We start from the raw sequence: 23,761 nt of genomic DNA on the forward strand, positions 1-23,761 counted from the left end.
ATTAATACGGACTCAAGTGTATCATATTTTCGACAAATAGTTTAAGCAGAGCTCCCGAGCTAATCGGTGTTTTCAGCACCATCCAGCGCGCAAAGTCTGAGCTGACCAGAAAATTCTGCAAATTGGCCAGCGGAAAAAGCGAAAGCAAAGTCAGACAGAGCTGTATACCGAAATAGCAAACAATCAAACTCAAAAGCCCTGCGATAAAACGGCCGGGTTTGCCAAAGGAGAGAAGCCCAGCAAAACGGCGGACAAGCAGGAGAAAAAGGTGCAGGACAACATTTGCCCCAATGAAGATTATGAACCAGGTAAAGGCCGCAAAGAAAGGCGCAGTCGCCTTTTTCACAATGGCATCATTAAGAATCCTCAAGGACTCAGAGGGCACCGTGAGACTAAAATAATCAACCAGTTTCGCCGAATATTCCTGATAGAGCAGACTCGCCGCCACAAAAGAAACTGCCGCAGCCAAAAGGTTCATCAGCTCTAGAAAAAGTCCGCGCCGCCAGCCCTCAATGAATGAAAGGAGCAACAGCACACTAATTATCCCCGTCAGAATCATAAATGCTACTTCTCGCCGAAAATACTGGAACTGTGACCTTTACGCAAGGCATGGTCAAACTTAAGCTGCTTCGTCATATCATTGACAGCCGCAACGGCTTCGCCAAAGCCGACCGCAATAAGCGGCAGCTTTCCTTCATAATCACAGCAGTCACCCGCCGCATAAAGTCCGGAGATATTCGTGCGCATCGCAGGTCCTACTGAAATCTGCATCCGCGGCGTTAATTCCAGTCCCTCTATGATTTCTGTCGCCTCCGTCAAAAAACCGTAAAAGACTAGAATTTTGTCTACTTTCAGCTCCTCTGTCGTGTCTTCCTTGACTTTCTTTATAATCAGCCCGTCTTCAGTCACTGCTGAGGCTGTGTAAGGCGTATGAATCATGACAGATGACTTCTTGACCACGTCAACTGTCGCCTCGTGTGCGCGGAACTCCAGGCGCCGGTGAATCAGATGCACCTCTGCTGCGACTTTCTCAAGCTCCAGAGCCCAGTCCAGAGCTGAATCTCCGCCTCCCAGCACTGCAACAGTTCTGCCGGCGTAGTCCTCCAAGTTCTTGATTAAATAAGCGAGTCTGCCCTGCTCAGCCGCTTCTGCTTCACCGTCTACTCCCAATGTACGGGGCTTCAGCAGCCCGTTGCCGGTCGCCAGCAAGACGGCCTTCGACTGGTAAGTTGCCTGCTGGGTTTGAACAGTAAAGACTTTATCAGTTTTACTGACATTTGACACTTGAGCCCCTAAAATCAGCTCGTAGTCGATATGGCTAAGCTGCTCCAGTAAATTCTCCGTGAGCTGCACACCGTCGGTTACTGGCAGTCCAGCCACGTCGAAGATGTGTTTCTCGGGATAGAGGTTCAGCGGCTGTCCGCCTGCCTCGTCAAAGTTTTCGATGATTTTTACAGTCAGTCCGCGCATGCCGGCGTAATAAGCGGCATAAAGTCCCACGGGACCTGCGCCGACGATAATCAAATCATACATTTCTTGTTTTGTTTCCATTCTCAAAGTATATCAAAAAAAGCAAAAATTTTCTGCTTCTTTCGCACTAAAAGTCAATGTTTTAGTCATTTTTTCTCTTCCTGTTCAAAATCGGTGAAAGTCACCTGGTAAGTTTTATGGTCGTCCCAGAGCATGCTGGTCAGGCGGTTAATGAAGAGCATCAGCCAGGCAAAGCTGGCCGCAAAAGACAAAATTTCAAAAGCTGTCAAGCTGAAGTAGTGGAAACCGCGCCAGAGCACGAAACTTATAAACAGGAAAACGATGATGCCGTAAGAGACATGAATCAGATTTTTCCCGCCCTCAGGAAACAGCCAGCGGATTAAGAACACCGTCAGCCCCATGAAATAAACGATAAACATGGCAATCTGGTCATGCCAGAAATGTCCTAACACGCCGTTATTCGGGACAATGCCGACACCCGCGATACAAAGTGCCGTCAGCGTCAGCAGAATCCGCAGCGCAATGTGCCGCAAGTGGCGTCCGTATTTCTGCGACAAGGCGACAAAAATATAGTCAATGAGCGCCAGGAACAAGGCGCCGGACACAATCAGCGTCAAATTAAACTGAATATTCGCATGGGACGCAGAGGTTCCCAGCAGGCTGAAATTCCGCTTCCACCAGTACTGATTACCGTTTGTCGCCATTGAGGCCACGAGACCTCCGATTACCACGAGAATCAGCATATTCACCAGCATTTCAATTGAGAAATTATCCACAATGAAGATAATGAAGTAATTCAGAATTCCGGAAAAAGCCGCGAAAATAAAAGTTGAAGTGAAAATATCAAACTGCGCGCCGTGAAAAATCTGGTCAAAGAACCAGAAGAAAGCCACCAGCGCCAGGGTAGAGATAATCAGCACTGACGCCACAACTGTCGCAAAAGTCCGCCAGTAAATCTTTCGCGTCATCATCTGGTACAAACGTTTACGGCGTGCAATATAAGCCAAAATGAAAGTAATCAAGGCAACACCATTGGCAATCACGTCTACCGCTGTCCCGATGGAATAAGCACCTGTCAGGGGGACCAGGTGCGGATGCAGTACTAAAGCTAAGATTAGAAAAACAAGTGCAGAAATCAGCGTGGGCAGCAAAAACCAGCGCGGCGCATAGTCATGCGACGGCTTGCTGTTGGCCGCTCGAATTGTGATACAGTCTTTGGTGACCTCTACGACCTCAACTTCTTGAGAGTCCTTGTCAATACTGAGCTTATCGTAGATTTCCTTGGGTAAAATAATCTTCTCAGTTTTCATTTTTTTCGCTCACTTCTGCTCCCGTTTCATCCATTCCGTAAGAAATTTCCAGCTGATAGTTCCCAATCGGCACTTCATTCTGCAAAAGCTGATAATCCAAGCGCAGCCGGTTTTCTGAAACTTCATAGGCCTTGGTATCAATCATAATCAGTCCCAGCAGCTCATGAGAAAATGAGGTCAGCTGATTCTTGACAAAGCGCATGGTTAACGGGTTTTCACCGAACTGAATCCGGGTCAGCTCATTTTCATTAAATTTGATGAGCATTTTATCACCCAGCGGATTCACAAAAGTCAGATAAGTTTTGCCGCTGCGCACTGTCAGCTCACATTCATAACTCTCCGAAACGTTCTCTGTCTGGCCGTTGATTTCAATTTGATTGTTAATTAATAATTTCACGTATTAGTTAATTCTACACTATTTCAATTATTATTTAAAGTAATTAATCGCTGGCTTGAATTTACCGTCCTTTCATGACATCATCGCAGAAAATGTCCAACTCTGACAGTTGCAATTCCCCGCGGCTGGTATGATATAATTATGCCATGGCTAAATTTGAAAAAGTCTTTCTCGACCCTGTTCATAACCCCATCCGGATTGAAGACCCGATTATTCATCAGCTAATCAATACGTCTGAATTTCAGCGTCTGCGGCGCATCAAGCAATTAGGCAATGTCATGTTTACTTTCCATGGGGCCGAGCACAGCCGCTTTTCACACTCTCTGGGCGTCTACAGCATTGCACGGCGCATTACCGGGCGTTTTACAGAATTTTTCCCGGAAACTTGGAATCCGGCTGAGAATCAAATCACTCAGTGTGCGGCCTTACTGCATGACCTGGGGCATGGCGCTTATTCTCATACCTTTGAACGTCTTTTCGACACGAATCATGAAGCTGTCACGCGCGAAATCATCACTTCTCCCGAGACGGAGGTCAATCAGGTGCTCCGCCAGGTTTCGCCGGATTTTCCGGAAAAAGTTGCCAGCGTCATCAGTCACGACTATCCGAATCAGCAGGTGGTTCAGCTGATTTCCAGCCAGATTGACGCCGATAGAATGGACTATCTGCTGCGCGATGCTTATTATACCGGCGTGACCTACGGCCAGTTTGATTTGACGCGTATTCTCAATTCAATGGTGCCTATCGAGAATGACATTGCCTTTCGCTTCAGCGGGGCGCGTTCGGTGGAAGATTATGTCATCAGCCGCTATCAGATGTACATGCAGGTCTATTTTCACCCTGCCAGCCGCGGCATGGATGTGCTGCTGGCACTGCTGCTGAAGCGCGCAAAATTCCTTTATGCTGAAAATCCTGATTATTTCAAATTCACTTCGCCTTGTCTGATTCCTTTTTTTGAGAAGAATTTTACTTTGAAAAATTATCTGAGACTTGACGACGGCGTAATGAACACCTATTTTCAGAGCTGGGAGGACTCGCCGGATAATATACTGGCTGATTTGGCCGATTCCTACAATAATCGCAAAATTTTGAAGTCCTTTGAGTTTTCGAATGAAACTGCGCCGAAACTTGAGCAGATGAAAGCATTGATTCAAAAGGCCGGCTTTGACCCTGAATTTTACACGGGCATTCACACGAGCTTCGACTCGCCCTATGATCTTTATAAACCCGAGAGCGATAATACCAACGCCAATATCGAGCTCATCAACAAGGATGCATCCATGCTTGAGCTCTCAGAAAGCTCGCCGCTGGTCGCTGCTTTATCGGGCAACAGTTACGGCGACAGCCGCTTCTATTTCCCGAAAATTATGCTGAAAAACCCTGAATTTACAAAACATATCAGAAATGAGGAACTTATCAATGATTAAACTAGTCGCACTGGACTTGGACGGCACGACGCTTGACCCTGAAAGAAAACTGACGCCCGAAGTCGTAGAAGCGATTGCTAAAGCCAAAGCTGCAGGCGTGAAGGTCGTCATCTGTACCGGACGTCCGCTCCCAGGCGTGCAGGACATTCTCGACCAGCTTAATCTCCGCGGACACGGCGACTTCGTCATTACCTACAATGGCGCACTGGTTCAGCGGGCTGACACTGGTGAGGAGTTCATTTCTCAAGGGATTACCGGCGAAGAGTTTTTAGATTTGGACAATGCTGCACGCAAGTCAGGTCTTCACATCCATGCACATACCCGCAACGGAATTTATACAACGAATCGTGACATTGGCAAATACAGTGTTGTTGAAGCTTATCTCGTCAACATGCCGCTTTATTACAGAACCGCCGAAGAAATCCAGAAACTCGACCTGCTCAAAGTCATGATGATTGATGAGGAGGAAATTCTGGACGAAGGCATCGCCTATCTGCCCTTTGAGCTCTTCGACAACTTCAATCTTATTAAGTCTGCGCCTTATTATCTGGAAATTCTCAACCGCAATGTCAGCAAAGGAAACGCCGTCAAACTGCTGGCCGAGAAGCTCTTTCTTGACCTCGACGAAGAAGTCATGGCCATCGGCGACGAGGAAAACGACCGCAGCATGCTTGAAATGGCCGGCCATTCTGTGGCCATGGGCAACGCCGTTGCGGACATCAAAAAAATCGCCCGGCACATCACCAAGACAAATGCTGAGTCTGGTGTGGCTTGGGCAATTAATGAATGGGTGCTGCCGGATTATAACTAAAGATGATATTTTCAAAAAAAGCCCTCTCGGGCCTTTTTTATTTGTACTTCTGATGTGAGATTTCGTGAACCGATAAAATCCGCGGGTCTTTGGCCCCCGGTACATTTTTACTGTCCGCATTTACTTCAAGCGAAAAATTATCCAGTTCTTCAATCAGCTTGTTGATTTTCTTAAAAGAATTCGGCTGATGCTCGAAAACATACTGACTCATTATTTTCTTCGCCTTAATGAGATGAATCTTTGCCTTGTAGATTTCTTCGGTCGCCTTTGTAGATTGCATATGCCACCTCCTTATTTTCGGGTTTATACCTCTATTTGCCTCTATTATAGCACATTTTACTCAAATGTCATAAAAAGGATTGGTATAGGCCTGACTTTCGAGGATTTCGACAGTTGGAGAAAATTCGTGCAGTATTTCTGCAACTTTCGGTATAAAAATTCGCTCCATATAATGGCCCGGGTCAATTACCGTCATTGGCGTTGAACAAATATCGTGTCCAGTGTGATAGTAAATATCGGCCGTAATATACAAATCAGCCCCTTTTGCCAAAGCCTCCGGCCAGAACTTTCCGCCAGAACCGCCGCAAATCGCGACACGTCTAATTTCCTGACTCAGACTGTGCTCATAAGTGACCAGGCGCAGACGCTCCTGCCCAAAAACCTGACGTGCCATTTCGACAACAGTTTTCAGCGGCTGCGCTTTGACAAAGTTCCCAATCCGTCCAACTCCAAGCTCCGTCAGCGGCTCAACCTCCGTCAGACCGAATGCCTCGGCAAACCAGTCGTTCATCCCGCCGTCAACAATGTCGATGTTGGTATGGCTTGTATAAACGGCGATTCCCGCCTTGGCCAGCTCCAACACAATCTTTTCCTGGCTGTTTAAGTCCGTCAAATTTGATAAAGGCCGAAAAATAACCGGGTGCTTGGCAAAAATCAAATCCACCTGATTCTCAAGCGCCTCTCGGACAGTTTGCTCACGTATGTCCAGTGTCACCAGCACCTTGTGCACTTCAGCGCCCATTGAGCCAATCTGCAGGCCGACGGGGTCCCTAGCTTCTGCCAATTCCTTCGGACAAAAAGCCTCATATTTTTCAACAAATTGTGCAATATTCATGATTTTAACACTTTCTCAATTTGAGATTTTTCAGCAAGCAGTTTTTCCCGCTCCACACTTTGCTTCTCGGGTAATAGTCCCAGAACTTTAATGATTTCTGCCAAGCGCTGCTGCCACTTTTTCTGGAAGATTTCAGTTTTTCGCAGATAAATTCCGAATTTAGCTTCTTCCTGACTGATTTCCTGCTGACCTGGCTCGGCCAGGATAAGCTCGTAAATCTTTCCTTTACTTTCCAGAATTCTCTCGTCAGCAATTTTGAACTGATGCTGAGTCAGCCAATGACGCAGCGACTCTTCTTCATTATTCGGCTGGAGAATCAGGCGTTTGACAGCTGCCAATTTTGCTGGGTCAGCGTTCAGAATGTCCGCAATCAGCAAGCCGCCCATGCCGGCGATGACAATCGTATCAATTTTATCTTCAAGCTGAACAGCAGCGAGGCCGTCAGCCAGTCTCACCTTGATTTCCGGAAAATCTGCCGTGTTTCTCTGAGCAATTTCGAATGGCCCGCGCACAACTTCACCTGCGACCGCGAATTCAATTCTGCCGTTTTCGAGCAGATAAATCGGAATCTTCGCATGGTCTGAGCCTATATCGGCCAGCCTTGCCTGCGGCGGGACGAAATCAGCCACAGCCTGCAGGCGCTTATCCAGCTTTATCATGTGCATTTTCTCTCATTCTGTCCAAATTCTGTCCGTATTTACAGTAAGTCCGCACCGGACAGCCGTCACACTTCGGATTTTTCGCCGTGCAATGATAACGGCCGAAGAAAATCAGGTGATGATGCGCCGAAACCCATTCATTCTCGGGAATATAGGCCATCAGCTTCTCTTCAACCTGCAGGACTGTGGCATCTGCCTTGACCAAGTCCAAGCGTTTTGAAATCCGCTCAACATGCGTGTCCACAGCAATTCCTGGTGTTCCGTAAACTTCGCCCAGCACGACATTGGCTGTTTTTCGGCCAACACCTGGTAACTCCTGGAGCTTTTTCTTATCCCGGGGCAGTTCTTCTGTATAGCCCCATTCGACCAGGGTTTGTGCAGTTTTTATGATGTTTTTGGCTTTATTGTGATAAAGGCCGATTGTGCGTATGCAGTCTTCAACATCGGTCAAATCCGCTTTAGATAGGCTCTCAGCATCTGGATAACGGGAAAATAAAGCGGGTGTTGCTTTGTTGACGCCAACATCGGTTGCCTGAGCCGATAAAATCGTCGCAATCAGCATCTGGAAAGGCGTCTGCCAGTTCAGCTCGCCGTGCGCCTCTGGAAACATGTCTGTGATAATCTTCAGTGCCTCTAAGAATCTTTTTTTGCTAATCATCTGAACTAAAAACCTTCAGTAGGAATGCTGAAAGTCTCGCCGGAATACGTTTTCGGCGCGGAATTTCCCTGACTGCTTTCTCGGATTTCGCGCTGCTCTTCGATGTCTCGGGCGCTTGTCACTCCGTCTGCGCGCCAGCGGCGCAATATTGCCCGAATATAATTCAGCGAAACTTTGCGGTTGAGCGCGGCTTCGCGCAGTGCGGCCAGAATCAGGCCGACGTCGAATTTATCGTCTTCCAGCCAGAGTCTGAGCTCTTCCAGCTGCATCGGTGAAATCATGCCCATTTCAGCTTCGAAGGCTTTGGCAACGGTTTGGAGCCGGTTTTCTGCAGTCTGCTGTGCGGGCTCATTTTTTTCAGCGGGATGAAAAAGTGCGTCGATTTTCTGGAAAGTGGGCGCTACGTCAAACATCATGTCTGTCTGACCGTCAGATTCGATTAATGTAACTTTCAGGAGTCCCGATTTCTGCATGCGCTGGATACTTGCGTTGACCTGAGTTAGGGTTCTGCCGATGCACTCGGCAATTTGGCTGGGCGCAGCTTCTTTGTCATCCAGCAGAAAAAGCCAGACTAAAAATTCCTCAGAGCTGTCGAAAATCTGTGAAAAATGCGATAATACGGCGCTCGGGAGTACGAGATGGCCTGTCAAAAATTCTTCATAATAACTCATTACTTAATTATATCATACGCTTTCTATCTTAACTTTCCTCTTCTTCTGCCGCTAAAAGTTCCAGCCAGCGCGCCTCGAGCAGGTCTTTTTGCTCAATTAGCCTGTCAGTGTCTTTTTGAAGTTCAGCGAGTTTTCCGAAATCTTCTGAATTTTCCATCATCAGATTTTGCAGCTGCTGCAGTTGGAGGTCAATTTGTTCAATTGACTGCTCAATGTCCGAAATTTCCCGCTCTCGTTTCCGGACCTCCCGCTCGCGTATTTTTTGTGCCTCACGACTGTCGACTTTAGCCGATTGCTGGTGCTCTGAAGCCTTGGTCTGGTCTGCCTCTGTCTTTTTCTCTAAATAATAATCGTAATCACCCGCATACAGCCTAGCGCCGTTCTCGGACAATTCCATGACTTTTGTAGCGACTCGATTGATGAAATAACGGTCATGGCTCACAAAGAGCAAAGTGCCCGTGAAATCAATCAGTGACTGCTCCAGTGCCTCACGGCTGTCAATGTCAAGGTGATTGGTCGGCTCATCCAGCAGGAGAAAATTATCATGCTGCATGGCCAATTTTGCCAGCAGAAGCCGCGCTTTCTCACCGCCGGACAACATTCCCACCGTTTTCTTCACATCATCACCGCTGAACAGGAAGGCACCCAGTACATTGCGAATTTCAACTTCCTGCAGCAGATGGTGCTCATTCCAGAGCTCGTCTAAAACTGTATTCGACAGCGTCAAGCCGGCCTGCTCCTGGTCATAATAGCCAATTGTAACGTTGGCGCCTATTTTCGCAGAACCGGCCAAGAATGGAATTTGGCCGATGACTGATTTAATTAATGTTGACTTGCCGATACCGTTTGGCCCGACAATCGCAATTGCTTCAAACTTTCTCTGGTCAAGATTAATATTTTGCGACAAGACTTCTTCCTTGTCATAGCCGATGGCTGCATCGGTAATTTTCAACACTTCATTGCCGGATGTCTTTTCCGGCTCAAAGACTAATTTGACAGATTTATCGAACTTGTCAGGCGCCTCCAGGCGAACTATTTTATCCAGCCGCTTTCGGCGCGACTGAGCACGCTTTGTCGTTGACGCGCGCACCAGATTCTTCGCCACAAAGTCCTCTAGAGCCGCAATCTCTTTTTGCTGCTTCTCAAACTCTTTCTCAGCAGTTGCTAAATTGACCTCACGCGCTTCAATATACTGGCTGTAATTTCCAACATAGCGCACGAGACTGCCGCGAGAAAGCTCAAACACTTCCTTTGCGACCTTGTCAAGAAAATAGCGGTCATGCGAAACAATCAGCAAAGCACCTTTATAGCTCAGAAGATAATTCTCAAGCCAAGACAAAGTTTCAATATCCAGGTGATTCGTGGGCTCGTCAAGCACCAGCAAATCCGGCGCAGTCAGAAGCATTTTTGCCAGCGCCAGACGGGTTTTCTGCCCGCCGGAAAGGCTTGCCACTGGCTGCTGCCACATGTTCTCAGGAAAATTGAACGCATTGAGCATCGCACGCAGGTCCGATTCATAAGTAAATCCGCCAGCTGCGCGGAAATTCTCACTCTCCAGGTCATAACGCTTCATCAGGCTTGCCAGCTCATCGCCGTTTTCAGCTGCCATCTGTGCTTCCATCGCGTGTAAATCAGCTTCCTGAGTGCGCAAATCCGTAAAGACAGATTCTAATTCCTCTAAAATCGTCAAATCCGATGAAAGTCCTGCATTCTGAGCTAAATAACCAATCGTCAAGTCTTTTATTTCTGTCAAATGACCGCTTGTCGGCTCTTCTTCACCCACCAGCATTTTCAGTAAAGTCGATTTACCAGCTCCGTTTTTGCCGACGAGGGCGATACGAGAACGCTCCTGGATAGAAAACGACACATTTTCAAACAGAACATCGGCCGCAAAGGCACGCGATAGGTTATTTCCCTGCAAAATTATCATGCGACTATTATATCATACCACGTAAGACGACACAAAACTTCTCTTGCTTCACTTTGCCAGATTTCATTTTAAACACTTTTGACTAGCACTAAAGTAAATGTTTTTCTCGAAAACTAAAATAATCTTCTTTACCGACAATCAAATGGTCCGTCAAACTCGTGCCAAGCATTTGACAGGAAGAACCCAGATTCTTCGTAAATTGAATATCTGCCTCGCTGGGCTCTGGATTGCCTGACGGATGATTGTGAACAACTAAAATGCCGGTGGCGATGTAGCGCACAGCGTGGTGCAGGATTTCTCGCGGGACGGCGGGTGCGCTGTTGACGGTTCCGATAAAAACTGTTTTCTTGGCGATGATGCGGTTGCGGTTGTCCAGATAGACTGCCAGCAGATGTTCCTGCTCAAAGTTCGCCAATTCGTTCATCATTTGTTTGCCGAAGGTTTCTGAGCGCAGCACGCTGCCGTGAAACTCGCGGCTGGCGTTGTGAATTCGTTTCCCGAGTTCAATCATGGCCTGAATTTCAACCGCCTTGACTGCGCCGATACCGTTGATGGTCTCTAATTCTTCGACTGTGGCGCTGCGAAAATTTTCTAGACTTCCGAATTCTTCCAGTACTCGTCCTGCCAGGTCGAAAACATGGTAATCTTTTGAGCCTGTCCGCAGCAGGATTGCCAGTAATTCCCGCTCGCTTAAATTCTCTGCCCCTACGGCCAATAAGCGTTCGCGCGGTTGTATTGAAAACACATTTTCTTGAATTTCGTACATTTTTCCCTCACTGAAATTTATTCGGCTGCTATTTATTGCCTTACTTATATATACGTAAAAATTTCGAGAATGTATCAAAAAATCCAAATTAAATTGGAAATTTTTCGCGTATTATTTTAGCAGTCTCAGCAGGCGTCAAGTCAGTTGTATCAAGCGTCAAATCGGCCAAATGCTCATAAATCGGAAGACGTTTCTTATATTTCTGTTCAAAAACTTCCGGGTCAGAATTTTGGAAAATAAAGCGCTGATTGTCTGTGTCATTTTTTATTCTTTCCAGCAAACATGGAAAATCGGCCTGTAAGTAGACAACCTGTCCATGAGCTGCGAGGAGTTTCTGATTGCGGGCAGATTCAACGATGCCGCCGCCTGTCGCAATTGGACTGGCGCTGCTAGAATTCAATAATTCTGCGAGAAGTTTTTCTTCCTGCTGACGGAATTTTTCTGTGCCGAATTCTGCGGCATAGTCAGAGATTGACTGACCGAATTTTTCGACAAGCAGCTCGTCTGTGTCCAGATAGTTTGCATCAAGCAGCCGCGCAACGCTTGTCTTGCCGGCCCCCATGAAGCCAATCAGTATCACTCGCATAGCTGCTTCATGTCCCTATAAAAATCAGGATAGCTCGTGGCAATCATCTCAGCGCCGGAAATTTTGAGCGGCGCATCCGTGATTAGACCGGCGATTTCAGCGGTCATAGCCAAACGATGGTCGCCCTGGCTATCAAACTTTGCGCCGCCTTGCAGTTCAGCCTTCCCCTGCACTGTCAGACCGTCTTCGTAAGCTTCGGCCTCTACACCCAAAACTCTCAGCAGGCTGACAATAGCGGAAATCCGGTCGGACTCCTTGACACGGAGCTCAGCCGCGTCTTTGATGACAGTTTTGCCTTCGGCCTGGCTCGCTAAAAGCGAAATGACAGGTAATTCATCAATCAGCCGGGGAATCAGACTGCCCGCAATCGTTGTTCCCCGCAGATTTTCAGTATACTGCACGTGAATGTCTGCAGTATGCGCTGCTTCATCAAGATTCAGAAGTTCCAGCTTTCCGCCCATGGCGGCCACAACATCCAGAATGCCCGTACGCGTCGGATTCACGCCCACGCGCTCCAGCACGATGTCAGAGCCTGGTGTAATCAAGGCCGCGACAATCCAGAAAGCTGCAGACGAAATGTCGCCAGGCACAGTCAGTTCAGTGCCCTGCAGATGCTGACGCCCTCTGACTGTGATTTCTGTACCTTGAACTGAAATTTCGCCGCCGAAAAGGCGCAGCATCTGCTCGGTGTGATTTCGGCTCGGCGCACTTTCAACAATTTTTGAGACACCGTTACTGACCTGCAAAGCCGCAAAAATCAAGGCGGATTTCACTTGGGCTGAGGCAACCGGCAGCTCAAAGTCGAAATGGCGCAAGGCTTGTCCCGTAATATGAACCGGCAGTGTGGCACGCATGCCCTGTGCCCGGATGTCCGCCCCCATTAACGTGAGCGGAATCGCCACTCTGTCCATAGGCCGCTGCGACAGAGATTTGTCGCCAATCAAGTCGCTCTCAAATTCTTGCGCGGCCAGTATGCCCATCAGTAGTCGGGCTGATGTGCCAGAGTTGCCCATGTCCAGCGGCTCAGAAGATTTTTCCAGAGAAAAATCCCGTCCTTCAATCTGCAAATCATTGTCTTTTAACAGCATGCTGACTCCCAGCTGCTGAAAGGCCTGCATGGTGGTTTTTACGTCTTCGCTGAGCAATAGGTTGTGTATGAGCGTTTGCCCCGCCGCTAAAGCCCCGAACATGACTGCACGATGCGAAATCGACTTGTCGGCTGCTACTTTTAAATTTCCATGTAATTCTGTCATTTTTCCTCCAAAAAAGGCGCTTACACGCCCACAAATACGTAGACTACCACAGCGAAAAGCGAAGCCGCCGCTGTGATGAGCCAGAAGACACCATCGATTTTCCACTCCGACCATCCGTCATCGTGGCCGGACAGTCCGCCCAGCTCAAGATGGTGATGAATCGGCGACATGCGGAAAATTCGCTTTCCGCCGGAAATCTTGAAATAGCTGACCTGAATCATGATGGAGAGCGTCTCGATGATGTAGATGACGCCAATGAAGAGCAGCGTCCACTCTGCCCGCAGTACGACTGAAATTGCCGCCAGAAAGGCACCGAGCGCCAGCGAACCGACATCGCCCATGAATATCAGAGCAGGTTTCTTGTTGAAAACGAGGAAAGCCAGCAGCGCGCCAATGACTGTCAGAATAATCAGCAGCACATCCCACTGCTGATTCGCCGCCGCAATCACGGCAAAGGCCAGCAGGGAAATCGAGACAGTACCAGTCGCCAGGCCGTCAATTCCGTCGGTCAGATTGACTGCGTTCGACCAGCCGACAAGCCAGATAATCAGGAAGGGAATGTATAGAATCCCCAGGTGAATGCTGATGCTGAAGAAATTCAGAGAATTGCCCTCTCCTGCCGGAAAGCCGATTAGAAAATAGGCTAGAATGCCGATAATAATCTGCAGGCCGAATTTCTGCCAGGCTTTAAAGCCTTCGTTCTGATGGCGGAAGACTTTGAGAAAGTCGTCGAAAAAGCCGATGGCGGCGTAAAGCAGGAAAACCAGCCAAATCATGTTGAATGAGCTGTCATGACCGCCGGATATCAGAATGAAAAGCGCTGAAATCACAAGGCTGACAATCACGAAAACAAAGCCGCCCATTGTTGGTGTGCCGGCTTTTTGTTCATGCTGATGAACATCTTCGTGCATTTGCTGACCGGCGATGTGCTGCTTTTTCATGAAACGCATGAAAAGCGGGATGCCTACCAATGTCAGCAGAAAACTTATTATTCCTGAAGCGAAGCTCCATATTACCATATTAATTTGTATTTCCAAGAGTCACAGTGATTTTTGCGTTCTTTTTGACGACTGTCAATTGTTCAATCGACTGGTCTGTCACTCGACCTGCAGACTCTTTTCCTTTCCCAGTTTGACCTTTAAAAGTTACTTTCATATTATACCATTTTGCCAGCTGTTTGACATCTGCTTTCGACCAGTTGTACATGTCAGGCATGGTGTGCTTGCCGTTGGTGTAGAGCAGAATTCTTGTATTGGCATCTACTTTTTCGCCGGCTTTGATGGACTGGTCATTGACTTTGGCGCCGTCTCCGATAGCCACCGGCTGGAGAATATTTTCGCGCAATTTGTCCAGTGTTGCGCCTGTATCTTTTCCAAAGTAATCGCCAACTTTCACTTGTCCTGTCGGGAGATTGAATTCTGTTTGACTAATTTGGCTCTGTCTTGTCTCCGCCTGTGTTAACAGATTATTGACCAGCGGGGCAACCGTCGGTAAATTAAAATTACGCGGATCATTTCTTGAAGTCAAATAGAAAATAAAGTCTGGATTTTCTGGTGGATATAGAACCACAATTGAGTTTATGACGAGGTTTTCTGACCAGCCACCGTCTTTATATATTTGTGCTGTACCTGTTTTCACAGCAGCATTCTGCCCATTTATTACAAATAGCGGACCTGGTTCAGTATTTTTGAATACACCACCATTTGCAGTACCATAGACATTATCAGCATTTACAGTTACCATTAAGTCGTCAATACTTTTAGCAGTTTCACCACTAATGGGCTTTCCGACGATTTCCTTTTTCGCCTGTAAGACTGTTTGCGTGTTATTATCAACAATTTTGCTGACAAAGTGCGGTTCAAGCATTGTACCGCCATTGCCGAAAGAGGTCCAGCCGCGCATCATCTGAAGCATGGTAACGGACATTCCCTGGCCAAACGCTGACATGACCTTAGAAACTTCATCATTACTTCCAGGTAGAGCACCGAAAGCTTCTCCATTGCCTGTTTCAATTCCTATACGTGTTGCTTTTCCAAAGCCAAAACGCTGAAGATAATTCCCCCAGATATCATAGCCCATGTGCTGCTCCATCTTACCCATACCTACATTACTTGACCAGGCAAATCCTTGAGCATAGGTCATAATCATTCCGCGCATGATTTCGTTTTCATTGACATCCCAGTCTTGAATCTTTGTTCCGTCAGAAAAATCAAGTGATGTACGGTCATAAGTCACATCTGGCGTCCATTTTCCTGAATCTATAGCAGCTGCCGCTAGGAACGATTTCATAGTTGAGCCAGGTTCATAAGCCAGTGCGTAGGACAAATCGGCCCAGGTGAAATTTTCCTGCTTCGTTCCGGACATATCAGTCGGATTATAGGTTGGACGCTGACTGCTGGAAAGAATATCTCCGGTTTTCGCATCCACCAGCATCGCAGTCATTTGCTCGGGCTTGATTGCCTCAAACAAAGTATCCAACATATTCTCAGTTGTGGTCTGAATCGGACCGTCGAGTGTAGTGTAGACATCTGCTCCATCTTTAGCTTCTGTTTGTGAAATTACAGCGCCATAAATCGGACGGCCGTACTGGTCTTTTTCAACGGTACGTGTACTGGGCTCGCCTTGAAGTATTGCATTCATGCCTTCTTCTACACCGCCATTTTTCCCTACCAGACCAGAGTCACTGTTTCCCGCCTCTTTCAGCTGAGCAGTGCCGATAAAGTTGCTGGCAAAAATTCCATTCGGATATTTGCGCGTCAAAGTTGAGTCAAAACCGATTCCGACCAGTCCCTCTGCCTTAGCTTCCTTAATAATTTTATCTCTTTGCTCAAGTGATAATCCGCCGCCTTCGGTGCCAAAATAGACTTGAACAGCGCCTTTTCGAGTGAGCTGAGAAATAATGTAGTCAGTTGTTAAAGCTGGTATTTCTTTATTGATAAAAGTTGCCAGCTTCGGAAAATCAGAAGCTTGAGCATAAAGTTTCTTTCCCGAAGTATCTACAAAGTTTTTATCCAAAGTGACATAAAGTGTGTAGTTTGAAGCGTCCATAGCAATCTCTTCGCCGTTACGGTCAAAAATCGTGCCGCGCTTTGGATAGACAGTGTAAGTATATGTGTAATTATTGGCAGCGGCTTTTGTTAAATTCACGCCATTTACATTGTTGGCCGCAATCAGCCAGGTCAAACGCAGGATAATCAGAATAAAAACAGCGAGCGTAACAAAAAACAGGCGCTGTGCAACCAGACGGCGATTATCGTGCGGTTTGGTCTTCGCTGCAGCGGCTTGTTTCCTTATTCTTGAAAAAGAAAAAAATCTGCCTAAAAATTTAAACATTATTTACTTGCCTTTAATACATTGTTCGAGTCTGGTGCCAGTCCAGCTGCTGTCGCTGCTTGTCCAGCCTTGCCTGATGATGTCAGGTCATTGAGCGTCTGCTGGTATTGGTCAATTTGCGCTTGTGAATCTGTCATTGCAATGCGCATTTCGTTCGTTGAGCTCTGGAATTCCAGTATGCGCATTCTGACAAAGACTAGTGAGAGAGCCAGAAACAGTGCGGCAACAGCCACGGAGCCGTAAAATATTCGCTCAATATGGGTCAGTTTGCTGAAACGTTTGCGCAGTAAAGGAGACAGGGTATTCATACGAATGCGGAAACTCTCCCGCTGCAGGGCTGACCTAGAATCTAATGCTTTTTTTCTGTTATTTTCCATGATTTTTTTACTCTAGTCTTTCCGCGACACGCAACTTTGCACTGTGAGCACGATTATTGTGCGCCAGCTCTTCGTCGCTCGCCAAAATCGGCTTTCTGACAATGATTTTCAGTTTCGGCTTCATGTCATCGGGAATAACGGGAATTCCGCGCGGCACATCGACCTCCGAATTTTCCTTGAAAATCGCCTTGACAATACGGTCTTCCAGCGAATGAAAGCTGATGACAGCGATTCGCCCGCCGGGCTTCAGCATGTCAATGGCCTTGTGAAGTGAGCTTTCAAGGCTGCCGAGCTCGTCATTGACTTCAATGCGCAAGGCCTGAAAGACGCGTTTTGCCGGGTGGCCTTTCTTTTTCAGAGCTTTCTGTGGCAGGGCAGATTTTATGATATCTGCCAGCTCCAGCGTTCTCTCAATCGGCTTGATTTCACGCGCCTGCTCAATCTTCCGCGCAATTTGCCTGGCCTGATTAAATGGCTCCTCGCCGTAACGGCTGAAAATCCGCATCAAATCATTGAAAGCATAAGTATTGACCACGTCATAAGCGCTCAAGCTCGATGAAGACTGGTCCATGCGCATGTCCAGCTTCGCGTCCAGTTTATAGGAAAAACCGCGCGCCGCTTCGTCAAACTGCGGGCTCGACACCCCCAAATCATAGAGCACACCGTCCACCGGCGGAATTTCATGCTGATTCAAATTGGCAAAATTGTCGTGAATCAAGGTCAGCCGCGGGTCTTTGACTCTCGCCATGGCATTGTCAATCGCAACCTGGTCCTGGTCGAAAGCATAGAGCCGGCCGCCCTCAAGCTTTGAAAGCAGCAGACTGGTATGGCCTGCCCCGCCGAGCGTCGCATCAATATATATCCCGTTCTCTTTCAGATTCAGCGCGTCAATGCTTTCATTCAAAAGGACCGTTTCATGTACAAATTTCTTCGTTTCAATAATACAAATATTTTATCATAAAATGGGCTGATTTTCTAGCAGCTTGAAAAAAGGTATTAGAAAGTGGTTCAGGAAAATGACCCAGGAAAACGACTCAGAAAAACAGCTCGCCCTTGCAATTTTCAGCCAGTTAGTGCAAAATAGGAGTATGGATAATTCTGCGGCAAATAATCACTTGCAACAAGAAAAAATGGTGACCGGTACGGCTTGGCTGAGCCTTGCCAACATTGTCTCCCGCCTGCTCGGAGCGGTCTATGTGATTCCCTGGTATGCGCTCATGGCTCCCTACGGAGACCGCGCGAATACGCTATACGCCATGGGCTACAACGTCTACGCCCTCTTCCTGCTGCTCTCGACCATCGGCATTCCCGTGGCAGTGGCCAAGGAAGTCGCGCACTACAACGCTTTGGGCGATGAGAATATGGCCTACCGGCTGGTTCGGCAGATGCTGATTCTCATGACCGGGCTCGGCGTCATCATGGCGCTGATTATGTTCTTCGCCGCACCTGGTCTGGCAGCTGCTTCAGGCGGCGGAAAAGCTTTAATTCCCGTGATGCGAAGCCTGGCTTTATCAATTCTGGTCTTTCCTGCCATGTCTGTCATCCGCGGCTACTTCCAGGGGCTCAACCAGATGAAGGCCTTTGCCGTCAGCCAGATTTACGAACAAGTTGTCCGCATCATCTGGATGCTCGTGACCGCCTTTGTCATCATGAAACTGGGTTCTAAGAGCTGGCAGTCCGCCGTCACCGAGTCAACTACTGCCGCTTTCATCGGCATGATTGCCAGCTTCGCAGTGCTCATAGTCTACCTGCTGCGCGACGGTAATCTGCGCAAAATCTTAGCTCCCGGACCCACCCGTTCTAAAATCGAAACACTTCCTCTGCTCAAGCAGACCGTCATTTCCGCGCTGCCCTTCGTCGTGACGGGCTCCGCCATCCAAATCTTCAAACTGATTGACCAGATGACCTTTGTCAACGTCATGCGCTGGGTAACCGACTACGACGTCTCCTACCTCAACGACCTCTTTGCCTACTTCTCGGCCAACACCGACAAAATCACCATGATTCTGATTGGCGTAGCGCTAACGCTGGGCGATGTTGGCCTGCCCCTAATCACGACAGCATTCACCAAACACCGGCAAAAAGAAGTGGCCTACCTGATTTCCTACAATCTGCAGTTTTTTGTCGCATTTATGTTCCCTGCGGTAATGGGCGTGGTAATTCTGGCTAAACCCATTTACATCCTATTCTACGTCGTACCAAGTGCCCTGCAGATTCAGCTCTTTGTATATGCTGCGCTGCAGAGCTTCGTACTCACACTGTTAGCATTAGCCTGGCTCTTTCTCCAGGCCATGCAGCACAGCCGCGATGCCATGCGCTACTTCGCCGTCACGCTGATTATCAAGCTCATCATCCAGATTCCCTGCGTTGTGTTCTTCCATTCGTTCGGGCCGCTCATTGCCACTACAATTGCCTTTCTGGCCGGCATTTATCTGTCCATGAAAAAAATCCGGGAAATCAGCCGCTACAAATCCAGCAGCATCTGGCGCGGCGTTATCGGCATCGGTGCGCTGACTTCAATCATGACCGTCGTGGTCATGCTGCTCTACATCATCTTCCAGCTGATTTTCAAGGATTCGGCCTCCAAGTTGATTGCTTTAATCACTGTTGTGGTCGTGGGCGGTGCAGGCTTCTATGTCTATCTCTGGTGCGCCGCTAAGCTGGGCTTACTTGAAAAGCTGATGGGAGAGCGCGGGGCTGCACTGAAGCGTAAATTACATCTTTAAAAAAGTTAGACCTCCCAAAAAATAGGAGGTCTTTTGTCTGCCTTTAGTTCTCTACATTTTTTAAGCGTTTCATCTTCCCGATAAAGATAGCACTGAGAATGAGAATATTTAAACCATAAACCGAGAAGAGACTGGTGTAGCTTTGTTTCTGAGCAAGCTGAAATCCGATTAAAACTAGCACACAGAGGATATTTACGACCACCGTGCAGCTGACGACGAACTTTTCACAATCACTTGACTGCAGAAATGTTTTGCTCATTTCATAAAGCGGAGAGAAAACCATGAACAGTATCGTAATTTCGAGATAGGGATGTAAGGATAAATTTCCTTGAGAATGGATAAATAATAGAGAGAAAAACTTTGAGAATACGATGGCTAGTGCACCTAGAAGGATGTAAAATAACATTGAACTGCTGCTTAGTATATAAATAAATGACTTCATCTTCTGCTCTTTTCGTGCTTCAGGGACAAACACGGCCACAGCCCCGCCGTACATATAAGCCGGCAGGCGCACGATGGCGAACAGCTGCAGGACAATAGCATAAATACTCAGCATTCTTAAGCCCAGACGGCTCATAAAAGCATCGAAAATAACAATAAAAATGACACTTTCAAAGATTTCCTGAATTGCTAAGGGAAGCCCCAACTTCAGTAAAGTTTTTCTGGAATTCGCCCGTTCCTTCATGGCAGAAAGCACCACTTCCTTTATGTCCCAGAAATAAACCAGAACAATGAACAGAAGTGAAAATATGACCGCCGTCCCGGCCCCGATGATGCCGAAGCGCGGAACAAGTATATAGCAGAGCCCCAATTCAATCAGCCCACTAACTGTATCAATGAAAAAGATATGACTGGTTTTGCGTTCAATTTTCAATAAATTTGAAAACAAAAACATCAGAAGTGTCAGGAAAATATAAGGGGACATGATTGCCAGATAAAGACTCGCAGTCCGCAAAAGCTCTCCCTGAAAGCCGTAAACGACGCGCAATATAAACTGACCGAACAGAATTGAAATGATGAAAAAAGCGCCGCCGATGAGGCAATCCAGATAAAACGAAGACTTTATCAGATTTTTGAATTTCTTGTCCAAATTTTCAGCTGATGCGCGGGAAGCTAGAATGTTGAACGCAAGACTAAACGCACCCAAAATTCCGCCAAAGGCAAATAAGAAATTCTGAATCACCGAAATAGCCGAGATTATTTCTTTGGAGTTATTTGTCGCGATGGCAAGAGAAAACTGACTGATGATAATTTGCAGCAGGTTTGTGGCGATGAGCGGGAGGACGTAGAGATTGATTTCTTTAAACTGCTTCATATGAGTAATTGAGCTGTTATATTTGGCGACCTCCTCATTAATTCGAGGATTTTCGTTTATTATAAGCCCAGAGCCCGAGACCAGCCAGCGGACTGGTTTTTATCGTGAATTCACCGATAAGTCGCTGGACATCCGGATTGAAATTGCTCTTGAATTTGGACAGTCCATCGTCTAATGTCCCTTCAATGCCGCCCATGTTAGCCCATTTGGCACCGACAGCAATGGCGTCGTTGAAATCCAGAGTATAGAGCAGGTACTGCGGATAGTACTTTTTGAACTGCTCGTCCATGCCGGCGTAGAGCATTTCTACTGTATCGCCGAATTTGATGGAGAGAATGCCGGCAATCGTTGTATCTCCTTCTGAATCTTCGAAGCCGTCCAGCTCTTCCAGCATTGTTTTGAATGAATAAATCTGCTCGTTCAGGCGCGTGATGCGCTTTTTCTGATGTTCTGGGGTTTCTGCCAAATCCTTTTCAACTTGAGCCAGCTTTTCTGTTAACTCGGTTTTCTTGCTGGCGATGTTAACAGTTGCCAGATGAAGATAGGCATCGTCGCCGTAGAGATTCATCAGTTTCCTGAAATATTCCAGATTACGCAGTGCAACGCCTTTTCTTGCGACAGTCAGTTCGATGAGGCGAGCGAATTCTTCCAGCCCTTCCTGACCTACTCTGGCCACTTTTACATCGCGTTTCTGAGCTTCTTTGATACGTCTGAGCGTGTGTTTGGGGTAGATACTCTCAATGTCCTCCGCCGGCAGCTTCTCATTAGCCTGTACGCGCGGCTGGATGGTCTCGCCCATGACCAGGTTAAAGCCGAAATGCTCGGCGCCGATTGCCTGGATGGCCGCGAGATATTCTTTCGTTTTTTCGTTCAGGACTGCTTCTTCGCCGAATTTTGAGCTTTCGTAGACCAGATTCGGGTCAAACTTGATGAAGAGCGCCTTTTGAGTCTTGGCCCACTTTCTCAGTTCGTCAAAAAAGAAGGCCAGCAGATGCGGATTGCCGTAGTCAAGTATTGGACCGCGCGGGATGTAGAGCATGCTGAAGCCTGCAGGCAGTTTCTTTATGAGCACCAGGGCTGAGGCGATGATTTCGTCGTCATTGTTGTTGTCAAGCACGCTGACGATTTCGGAGCCCCAGTTGTCTTTGACTTTCGCCCAGTTCGATGACTGGAGCAGGTCGCACTGAGTGCTTTTCAGAACGAATGCGTCATGTTTTTCGGGAGCGGTATGAATTTGAAATTTCATTTCTTTCAGTTCCTTCTCAATATCTTCTTTACAAGCTGAATGAGTTTGTATTTGGCAGGGTACGGATAATAGCAGAAACTGCCGACTTTGCGCAACGGGCAGCCGTTGAAGTTTTCCTTGAACTGCAGGACACCGTCTGTGCCGTCAAAGTTACCGGTAATGCCGTAAAAATTGTACAAGGGAATCTTTTTTTCGATGCTCTGAGCCATGATGAAATGCTGGATGGCAAATGGCCCGTAAAAGTGCTTGAACTCTTCATAAGAGCCGCTGAAGAGATAAATCATCTCCCGTTCACTTTCGACAAATAGGCCCCCGGCCAGGATGACAGGCTGGTCCTGGTACTTCTGTAAAAAGGGGGCCACTTCTGCCAGGCGTTTCTCCTGCGATTGAATCTGGCTCTGCCACTCCTGACGCTGCTTTTCTTTTTTGGCCGAGGTAGACTTGTCAATCTGCGTCTGGAGTTTCGCGATTTGGTCATTAAGTGCCGTCGTGTAAGTCTGGAAATTGATTTCTGCTACAAGGAACTGGGCTTTATCACCGAAAGACTTGTAAAAGACCTGATAATATTCCAGCTCATGGTCATTGTAGCCGCGGCGTTCACTGGTGGCTTCTGTAATCTTTTTGAATTCAGGCAGTTCCTCGCAGGAAAGTGCCCGTACGCTGATGCCGAACTGTTGCGTACGTTTGACGGAGTATTGACCGTCTTTACTGTAGGACTTCAGCAGTGCCTGAGCATCGCTTAGACCTGTCAAATCTTTAACATAGTGCCAGGTCGGCTCGCCTTCGTCATAACCAGTCTCTGGGCTCGTGTGTACTAAGTCATGTGCCGCCATTTTGTCCAGAAACTCAGCTGAAAACGCCAGGTCTGGAATGACTTTCAAAATCAGGCCTTTGTGCGATTGAACGTATTTTTTCAGGTAATTAATAAATTCGAAAAAAAGCGTTTCGTCAAATTCGCCCTTGTTTTCAACGAAACTGGGACCGAAGCGGAGTTCGTACTTCAGGCCGCCGAAGATGGGCACTGCTGTTAGAACTGCCAACAGTTTAAGTTGTTCATTTTCCGAACCGCTGAAACAATGCAGCTCATAATGATGCGCCTTGAAAACCCGCGCCATTGCTGCAGTCTGGAGAAAATTGAGATGATGAACGTTTTGTGCAAGCGCCTCAAACTCCGTCTGCTCAATTTCTTTGAAAACATAATTTTTCACGTCGTCTATTATAGCAGATTCTGCGCATAATTAAAAGTCAATCTTTTGGCGGGCAGGCGGGACATATGTTAGAATAATCCCCCCCTAAGGCGACAAATAGAAAATAGAAAAATACAATTGCTAGAGGCGTATTACTACGGGAAAAGGTATCAAACGATATCTTTTTTTTTGCAGGTTTTATTGAAACAATGAAAAGTATTGACCTGAAAGTGGAAAAGGTGATTAAAAAGTCGTATAATATCATCATCAAATGATAAGGAGCACCAATGGGAGTTTCAAAAATCAGCTCAGATACAGTCGCAGCCCAGGAAGCGATTCAAGAGCTTACAGGCATTGACGCCTCAGGCTTTTCCAACCTGACCGTCGACATTGGAGAAAGCAATATTACCGCCATGCAAACTGGATGCGAAGTCAATAATCAGCTCATGGACGACCTTTCAAACTTTGTCCAGGTTTTTCTAACTCAGGCGAATAAATTTCCGG

At 47.3% G+C, this 23,761-nt stretch carries 24 protein-coding genes; 4 read left to right on the forward strand and 20 right to left on the reverse strand.

Annotated elements, in window-relative coordinates; all coding sequences use genetic code 11:
- Position 1: 1 nt before the first annotated feature.
- From ACYQ2E_RS03825 to ACYQ2E_RS03840, 4 genes are all read right to left on the reverse strand, one after another.
- Positions 2 to 559: a CvpA family protein gene (locus ACYQ2E_RS03825; RefSeq protein ID WP_460016735.1), complete on the reverse strand. Its 558-nt coding sequence runs from the start codon at positions 557 to 559 to the stop codon at positions 2 to 4.
- Positions 560 to 564: 5 nt separating this feature from the next.
- Positions 565 to 1,551, reverse strand: coding sequence for an NAD(P)/FAD-dependent oxidoreductase (locus tag ACYQ2E_RS03830; RefSeq protein ID WP_460016736.1), 987 nt, complete (start codon positions 1,549 to 1,551; stop codon positions 565 to 567).
- Positions 1,552 to 1,616: 65 nt separating this feature from the next.
- Complete coding sequence (locus ACYQ2E_RS03835) at positions 1,617 to 2,801, reverse strand: DUF998 domain-containing protein (RefSeq protein ID WP_460016737.1); 1,185 nt, start codon at positions 2,799 to 2,801, stop codon at positions 1,617 to 1,619.
- Positions 2,791 to 3,198: a YwiB family protein gene (locus tag ACYQ2E_RS03840; protein ID WP_460016738.1), complete on the reverse strand. Its 408-nt coding sequence runs from the start codon at positions 3,196 to 3,198 to the stop codon at positions 2,791 to 2,793. Before ACYQ2E_RS03840 ends, ACYQ2E_RS03835 begins: the two co-directional genes overlap by 11 nt.
- A gap of 146 nt (positions 3,199 to 3,344) precedes the next feature.
- Between ACYQ2E_RS03840 and ACYQ2E_RS03845 the strand changes: the two genes are divergently transcribed.
- Both ACYQ2E_RS03845 and yidA read left to right on the forward strand, forming a co-directional pair.
- A complete protein-coding gene (locus ACYQ2E_RS03845) occupies positions 3,345 to 4,625 on the forward strand; it encodes an HD domain-containing protein (RefSeq protein ID WP_460016739.1) in 1,281 nt (426 codons plus the stop codon).
- A complete protein-coding gene (gene yidA, locus ACYQ2E_RS03850) occupies positions 4,618 to 5,436 on the forward strand; it encodes a sugar-phosphatase (protein ID WP_460016740.1) in 819 nt (272 codons plus the stop codon). The genes ACYQ2E_RS03845 and yidA overlap by 8 nt, the downstream gene beginning before the upstream one ends.
- A gap of 37 nt (positions 5,437 to 5,473) precedes the next feature.
- Here the strand turns inward: yidA and ACYQ2E_RS03855 are convergent, their stop codons facing one another.
- From ACYQ2E_RS03855 to rsmH, 13 genes are all read right to left on the reverse strand, one after another.
- The gene (locus tag ACYQ2E_RS03855) at positions 5,474 to 5,716 is read right to left on the reverse strand and encodes a hypothetical protein (protein WP_460016741.1); all 243 of its coding nucleotides are present in this window, start codon (positions 5,714 to 5,716) and stop codon (positions 5,474 to 5,476) included.
- Between the two features lie 60 nt (positions 5,717 to 5,776).
- On the reverse strand, positions 5,777 to 6,550 hold the full coding sequence (locus ACYQ2E_RS03860) for a Nif3-like dinuclear metal center hexameric protein (RefSeq protein WP_460016742.1): 774 nt from the start codon (positions 6,548 to 6,550) through the stop codon (positions 5,777 to 5,779).
- On the reverse strand, positions 6,547 to 7,215 hold the full coding sequence (locus ACYQ2E_RS03865; protein ID WP_460016743.1) for a tRNA (adenine(22)-N(1))-methyltransferase: 669 nt from the start codon (positions 7,213 to 7,215) through the stop codon (positions 6,547 to 6,549). Before ACYQ2E_RS03865 ends, ACYQ2E_RS03860 begins: the two co-directional genes overlap by 4 nt.
- Positions 7,193 to 7,867, reverse strand: coding sequence for an endonuclease III (nth, locus tag ACYQ2E_RS03870; RefSeq protein WP_460016744.1), 675 nt, complete (start codon positions 7,865 to 7,867; stop codon positions 7,193 to 7,195). The genes ACYQ2E_RS03865 and nth overlap by 23 nt, the downstream gene beginning before the upstream one ends.
- 5 nt (positions 7,868 to 7,872) lie before the next feature.
- Positions 7,873 to 8,538 carry a DnaD domain-containing protein gene (locus tag ACYQ2E_RS03875; RefSeq protein ID WP_460016745.1) on the reverse strand — a complete coding sequence of 222 codons (666 nt, stop codon included), beginning with the start codon at positions 8,536 to 8,538 and terminating at the stop codon, positions 7,873 to 7,875.
- A 28-nt stretch (positions 8,539 to 8,566) separates the two neighbouring features.
- Positions 8,567 to 10,468, reverse strand: a complete 1,902-nt coding sequence (locus ACYQ2E_RS03880) for an ABC-F family ATP-binding cassette domain-containing protein (protein WP_460016746.1) — start codon at positions 10,466 to 10,468, stop codon at positions 8,567 to 8,569.
- 88 nt (positions 10,469 to 10,556) lie between these two features.
- Positions 10,557 to 11,234, reverse strand: a complete 678-nt coding sequence (radC, locus tag ACYQ2E_RS03885) for a RadC family protein (RefSeq protein WP_460016747.1) — start codon at positions 11,232 to 11,234, stop codon at positions 10,557 to 10,559.
- 88 nt (positions 11,235 to 11,322) lie between these two features.
- The gene (locus tag ACYQ2E_RS03890; RefSeq protein ID WP_460016748.1) at positions 11,323 to 11,820 is read right to left on the reverse strand and encodes a shikimate kinase; all 498 of its coding nucleotides are present in this window, start codon (positions 11,818 to 11,820) and stop codon (positions 11,323 to 11,325) included.
- Positions 11,811 to 13,073 (reverse strand): 3-phosphoshikimate 1-carboxyvinyltransferase, encoded by a 1,263-nt coding sequence (gene aroA, locus ACYQ2E_RS03895; RefSeq protein ID WP_460016749.1) that lies wholly within the window; start codon positions 13,071 to 13,073, stop codon positions 11,811 to 11,813. The genes ACYQ2E_RS03890 and aroA overlap by 10 nt, the downstream gene beginning before the upstream one ends.
- Positions 13,074 to 13,093: 20 nt before the next feature.
- Positions 13,094 to 14,092, reverse strand: coding sequence for a phospho-N-acetylmuramoyl-pentapeptide-transferase (mraY, locus tag ACYQ2E_RS03900; protein WP_460016750.1), 999 nt, complete (start codon positions 14,090 to 14,092; stop codon positions 13,094 to 13,096).
- 1 nt (position 14,093) lies between these two features.
- Positions 14,094 to 16,406, reverse strand: a complete 2,313-nt coding sequence (locus ACYQ2E_RS03905; RefSeq protein WP_460016751.1) for a penicillin-binding transpeptidase domain-containing protein — start codon at positions 16,404 to 16,406, stop codon at positions 14,094 to 14,096.
- Positions 16,406 to 16,783, reverse strand: a complete 378-nt coding sequence (locus ACYQ2E_RS03910) for a hypothetical protein (protein WP_460016752.1) — start codon at positions 16,781 to 16,783, stop codon at positions 16,406 to 16,408. The genes ACYQ2E_RS03905 and ACYQ2E_RS03910 overlap by 1 nt, the downstream gene beginning before the upstream one ends.
- A gap of 7 nt (positions 16,784 to 16,790) precedes the next feature.
- Entirely contained in the window at positions 16,791 to 17,726 is a 936-nt protein-coding gene (rsmH, locus tag ACYQ2E_RS03915; RefSeq protein ID WP_460016765.1) for a 16S rRNA (cytosine(1402)-N(4))-methyltransferase RsmH, read from the reverse strand.
- 145 nt (positions 17,727 to 17,871) lie between these two features.
- Between rsmH and ACYQ2E_RS03920 the strand changes: the two genes are divergently transcribed.
- Positions 17,872 to 19,509 carry a putative polysaccharide biosynthesis protein gene (locus ACYQ2E_RS03920; RefSeq protein ID WP_460016753.1) on the forward strand — a complete coding sequence of 546 codons (1,638 nt, stop codon included), beginning with the start codon at positions 17,872 to 17,874 and terminating at the stop codon, positions 19,507 to 19,509.
- A 43-nt stretch (positions 19,510 to 19,552) separates the two neighbouring features.
- Here the strand turns inward: ACYQ2E_RS03920 and ACYQ2E_RS03925 are convergent, their stop codons facing one another.
- The 3 genes from ACYQ2E_RS03925 to ACYQ2E_RS03935 are packed head-to-tail and all read right to left on the reverse strand — an operon-like array spanning position 19,553 to position 23,278.
- Complete coding sequence (locus tag ACYQ2E_RS03925) at positions 19,553 to 20,824, reverse strand: MATE family efflux transporter (protein ID WP_460016754.1); 1,272 nt, start codon at positions 20,822 to 20,824, stop codon at positions 19,553 to 19,555.
- 37 nt (positions 20,825 to 20,861) lie between these two features.
- Complete coding sequence (locus tag ACYQ2E_RS03930; RefSeq protein WP_460016755.1) at positions 20,862 to 22,070, reverse strand: peptidoglycan bridge formation glycyltransferase FemA/FemB family protein; 1,209 nt, start codon at positions 22,068 to 22,070, stop codon at positions 20,862 to 20,864.
- A 5-nt stretch (positions 22,071 to 22,075) separates the two neighbouring features.
- Entirely contained in the window at positions 22,076 to 23,278 is a 1,203-nt protein-coding gene (locus ACYQ2E_RS03935) for a peptidoglycan bridge formation glycyltransferase FemA/FemB family protein (RefSeq protein WP_460016756.1), read from the reverse strand.
- 266 nt (positions 23,279 to 23,544) lie between these two features.
- On the opposite strand from ACYQ2E_RS03935, the gene ACYQ2E_RS03940 reads away from it, so the two are divergent.
- Positions 23,545 to 23,761, forward strand: a 217-nt coding sequence (locus ACYQ2E_RS03940; RefSeq protein WP_460016757.1) for a TIGR04197 family type VII secretion effector, incomplete at its 3' end; no start/stop codon positions are given.

The organism is Lactovum odontotermitis (assembly GCF_054658595.1).

Coding starts and splice junctions, on each gene's coding strand:
- ACYQ2E_RS03905 (WP_460016751.1), bottom strand. CDS start 16,406: ATGTTTAAATTTTTAGGCAGATTTTTTTCTTTTTCAAGAATAAGGAAA.
- ACYQ2E_RS03860 (WP_460016742.1), bottom strand. CDS start 6,550: ATGAATATTGCACAATTTGTTGAAAAATATGAGGCTTTTTGTCCGAAG.
- ACYQ2E_RS03875 (WP_460016745.1), bottom strand. CDS start 8,538: ATGAGTTATTATGAAGAATTTTTGACAGGCCATCTCGTACTCCCGAGC.
- ACYQ2E_RS03910 (WP_460016752.1), bottom strand. CDS start 16,783: ATGGAAAATAACAGAAAAAAAGCATTAGATTCTAGGTCAGCCCTGCAG.
- ACYQ2E_RS03825 (WP_460016735.1), bottom strand. CDS start 559: ATGATTCTGACGGGGATAATTAGTGTGCTGTTGCTCCTTTCATTCATT.
- radC (WP_460016747.1), bottom strand. CDS start 11,234: ATGTACGAAATTCAAGAAAATGTGTTTTCAATACAACCGCGCGAACGC.
- ACYQ2E_RS03890 (WP_460016748.1), bottom strand. CDS start 11,820: ATGCGAGTGATACTGATTGGCTTCATGGGGGCCGGCAAGACAAGCGTT.
- aroA (WP_460016749.1), bottom strand. CDS start 13,073: ATGACAGAATTACATGGAAATTTAAAAGTAGCAGCCGACAAGTCGATT.
- ACYQ2E_RS03845 (WP_460016739.1), top strand. CDS start 3,345: ATGGCTAAATTTGAAAAAGTCTTTCTCGACCCTGTTCATAACCCCATC.
- ACYQ2E_RS03925 (WP_460016754.1), bottom strand. CDS start 20,824: ATGAAGCAGTTTAAAGAAATCAATCTCTACGTCCTCCCGCTCATCGCC.
- yidA (WP_460016740.1), top strand. CDS start 4,618: ATGATTAAACTAGTCGCACTGGACTTGGACGGCACGACGCTTGACCCT.
- ACYQ2E_RS03855 (WP_460016741.1), bottom strand. CDS start 5,716: ATGCAATCTACAAAGGCGACCGAAGAAATCTACAAGGCAAAGATTCAT.
- ACYQ2E_RS03830 (WP_460016736.1), bottom strand. CDS start 1,551: ATGGAAACAAAACAAGAAATGTATGATTTGATTATCGTCGGCGCAGGT.
- ACYQ2E_RS03835 (WP_460016737.1), bottom strand. CDS start 2,801: ATGAAAACTGAGAAGATTATTTTACCCAAGGAAATCTACGATAAGCTC.
- nth (WP_460016744.1), bottom strand. CDS start 7,867: ATGATTAGCAAAAAAAGATTCTTAGAGGCACTGAAGATTATCACAGAC.
- ACYQ2E_RS03920 (WP_460016753.1), top strand. CDS start 17,872: ATGGATAATTCTGCGGCAAATAATCACTTGCAACAAGAAAAAATGGTG.
- ACYQ2E_RS03865 (WP_460016743.1), bottom strand. CDS start 7,215: ATGCACATGATAAAGCTGGATAAGCGCCTGCAGGCTGTGGCTGATTTC.
- mraY (WP_460016750.1), bottom strand. CDS start 14,092: ATGGTAATATGGAGCTTCGCTTCAGGAATAATAAGTTTTCTGCTGACA.
- ACYQ2E_RS03880 (WP_460016746.1), bottom strand. CDS start 10,468: ATGATAATTTTGCAGGGAAATAACCTATCGCGTGCCTTTGCGGCCGAT.
- ACYQ2E_RS03930 (WP_460016755.1), bottom strand. CDS start 22,070: ATGAAATTTCAAATTCATACCGCTCCCGAAAAACATGACGCATTCGTT.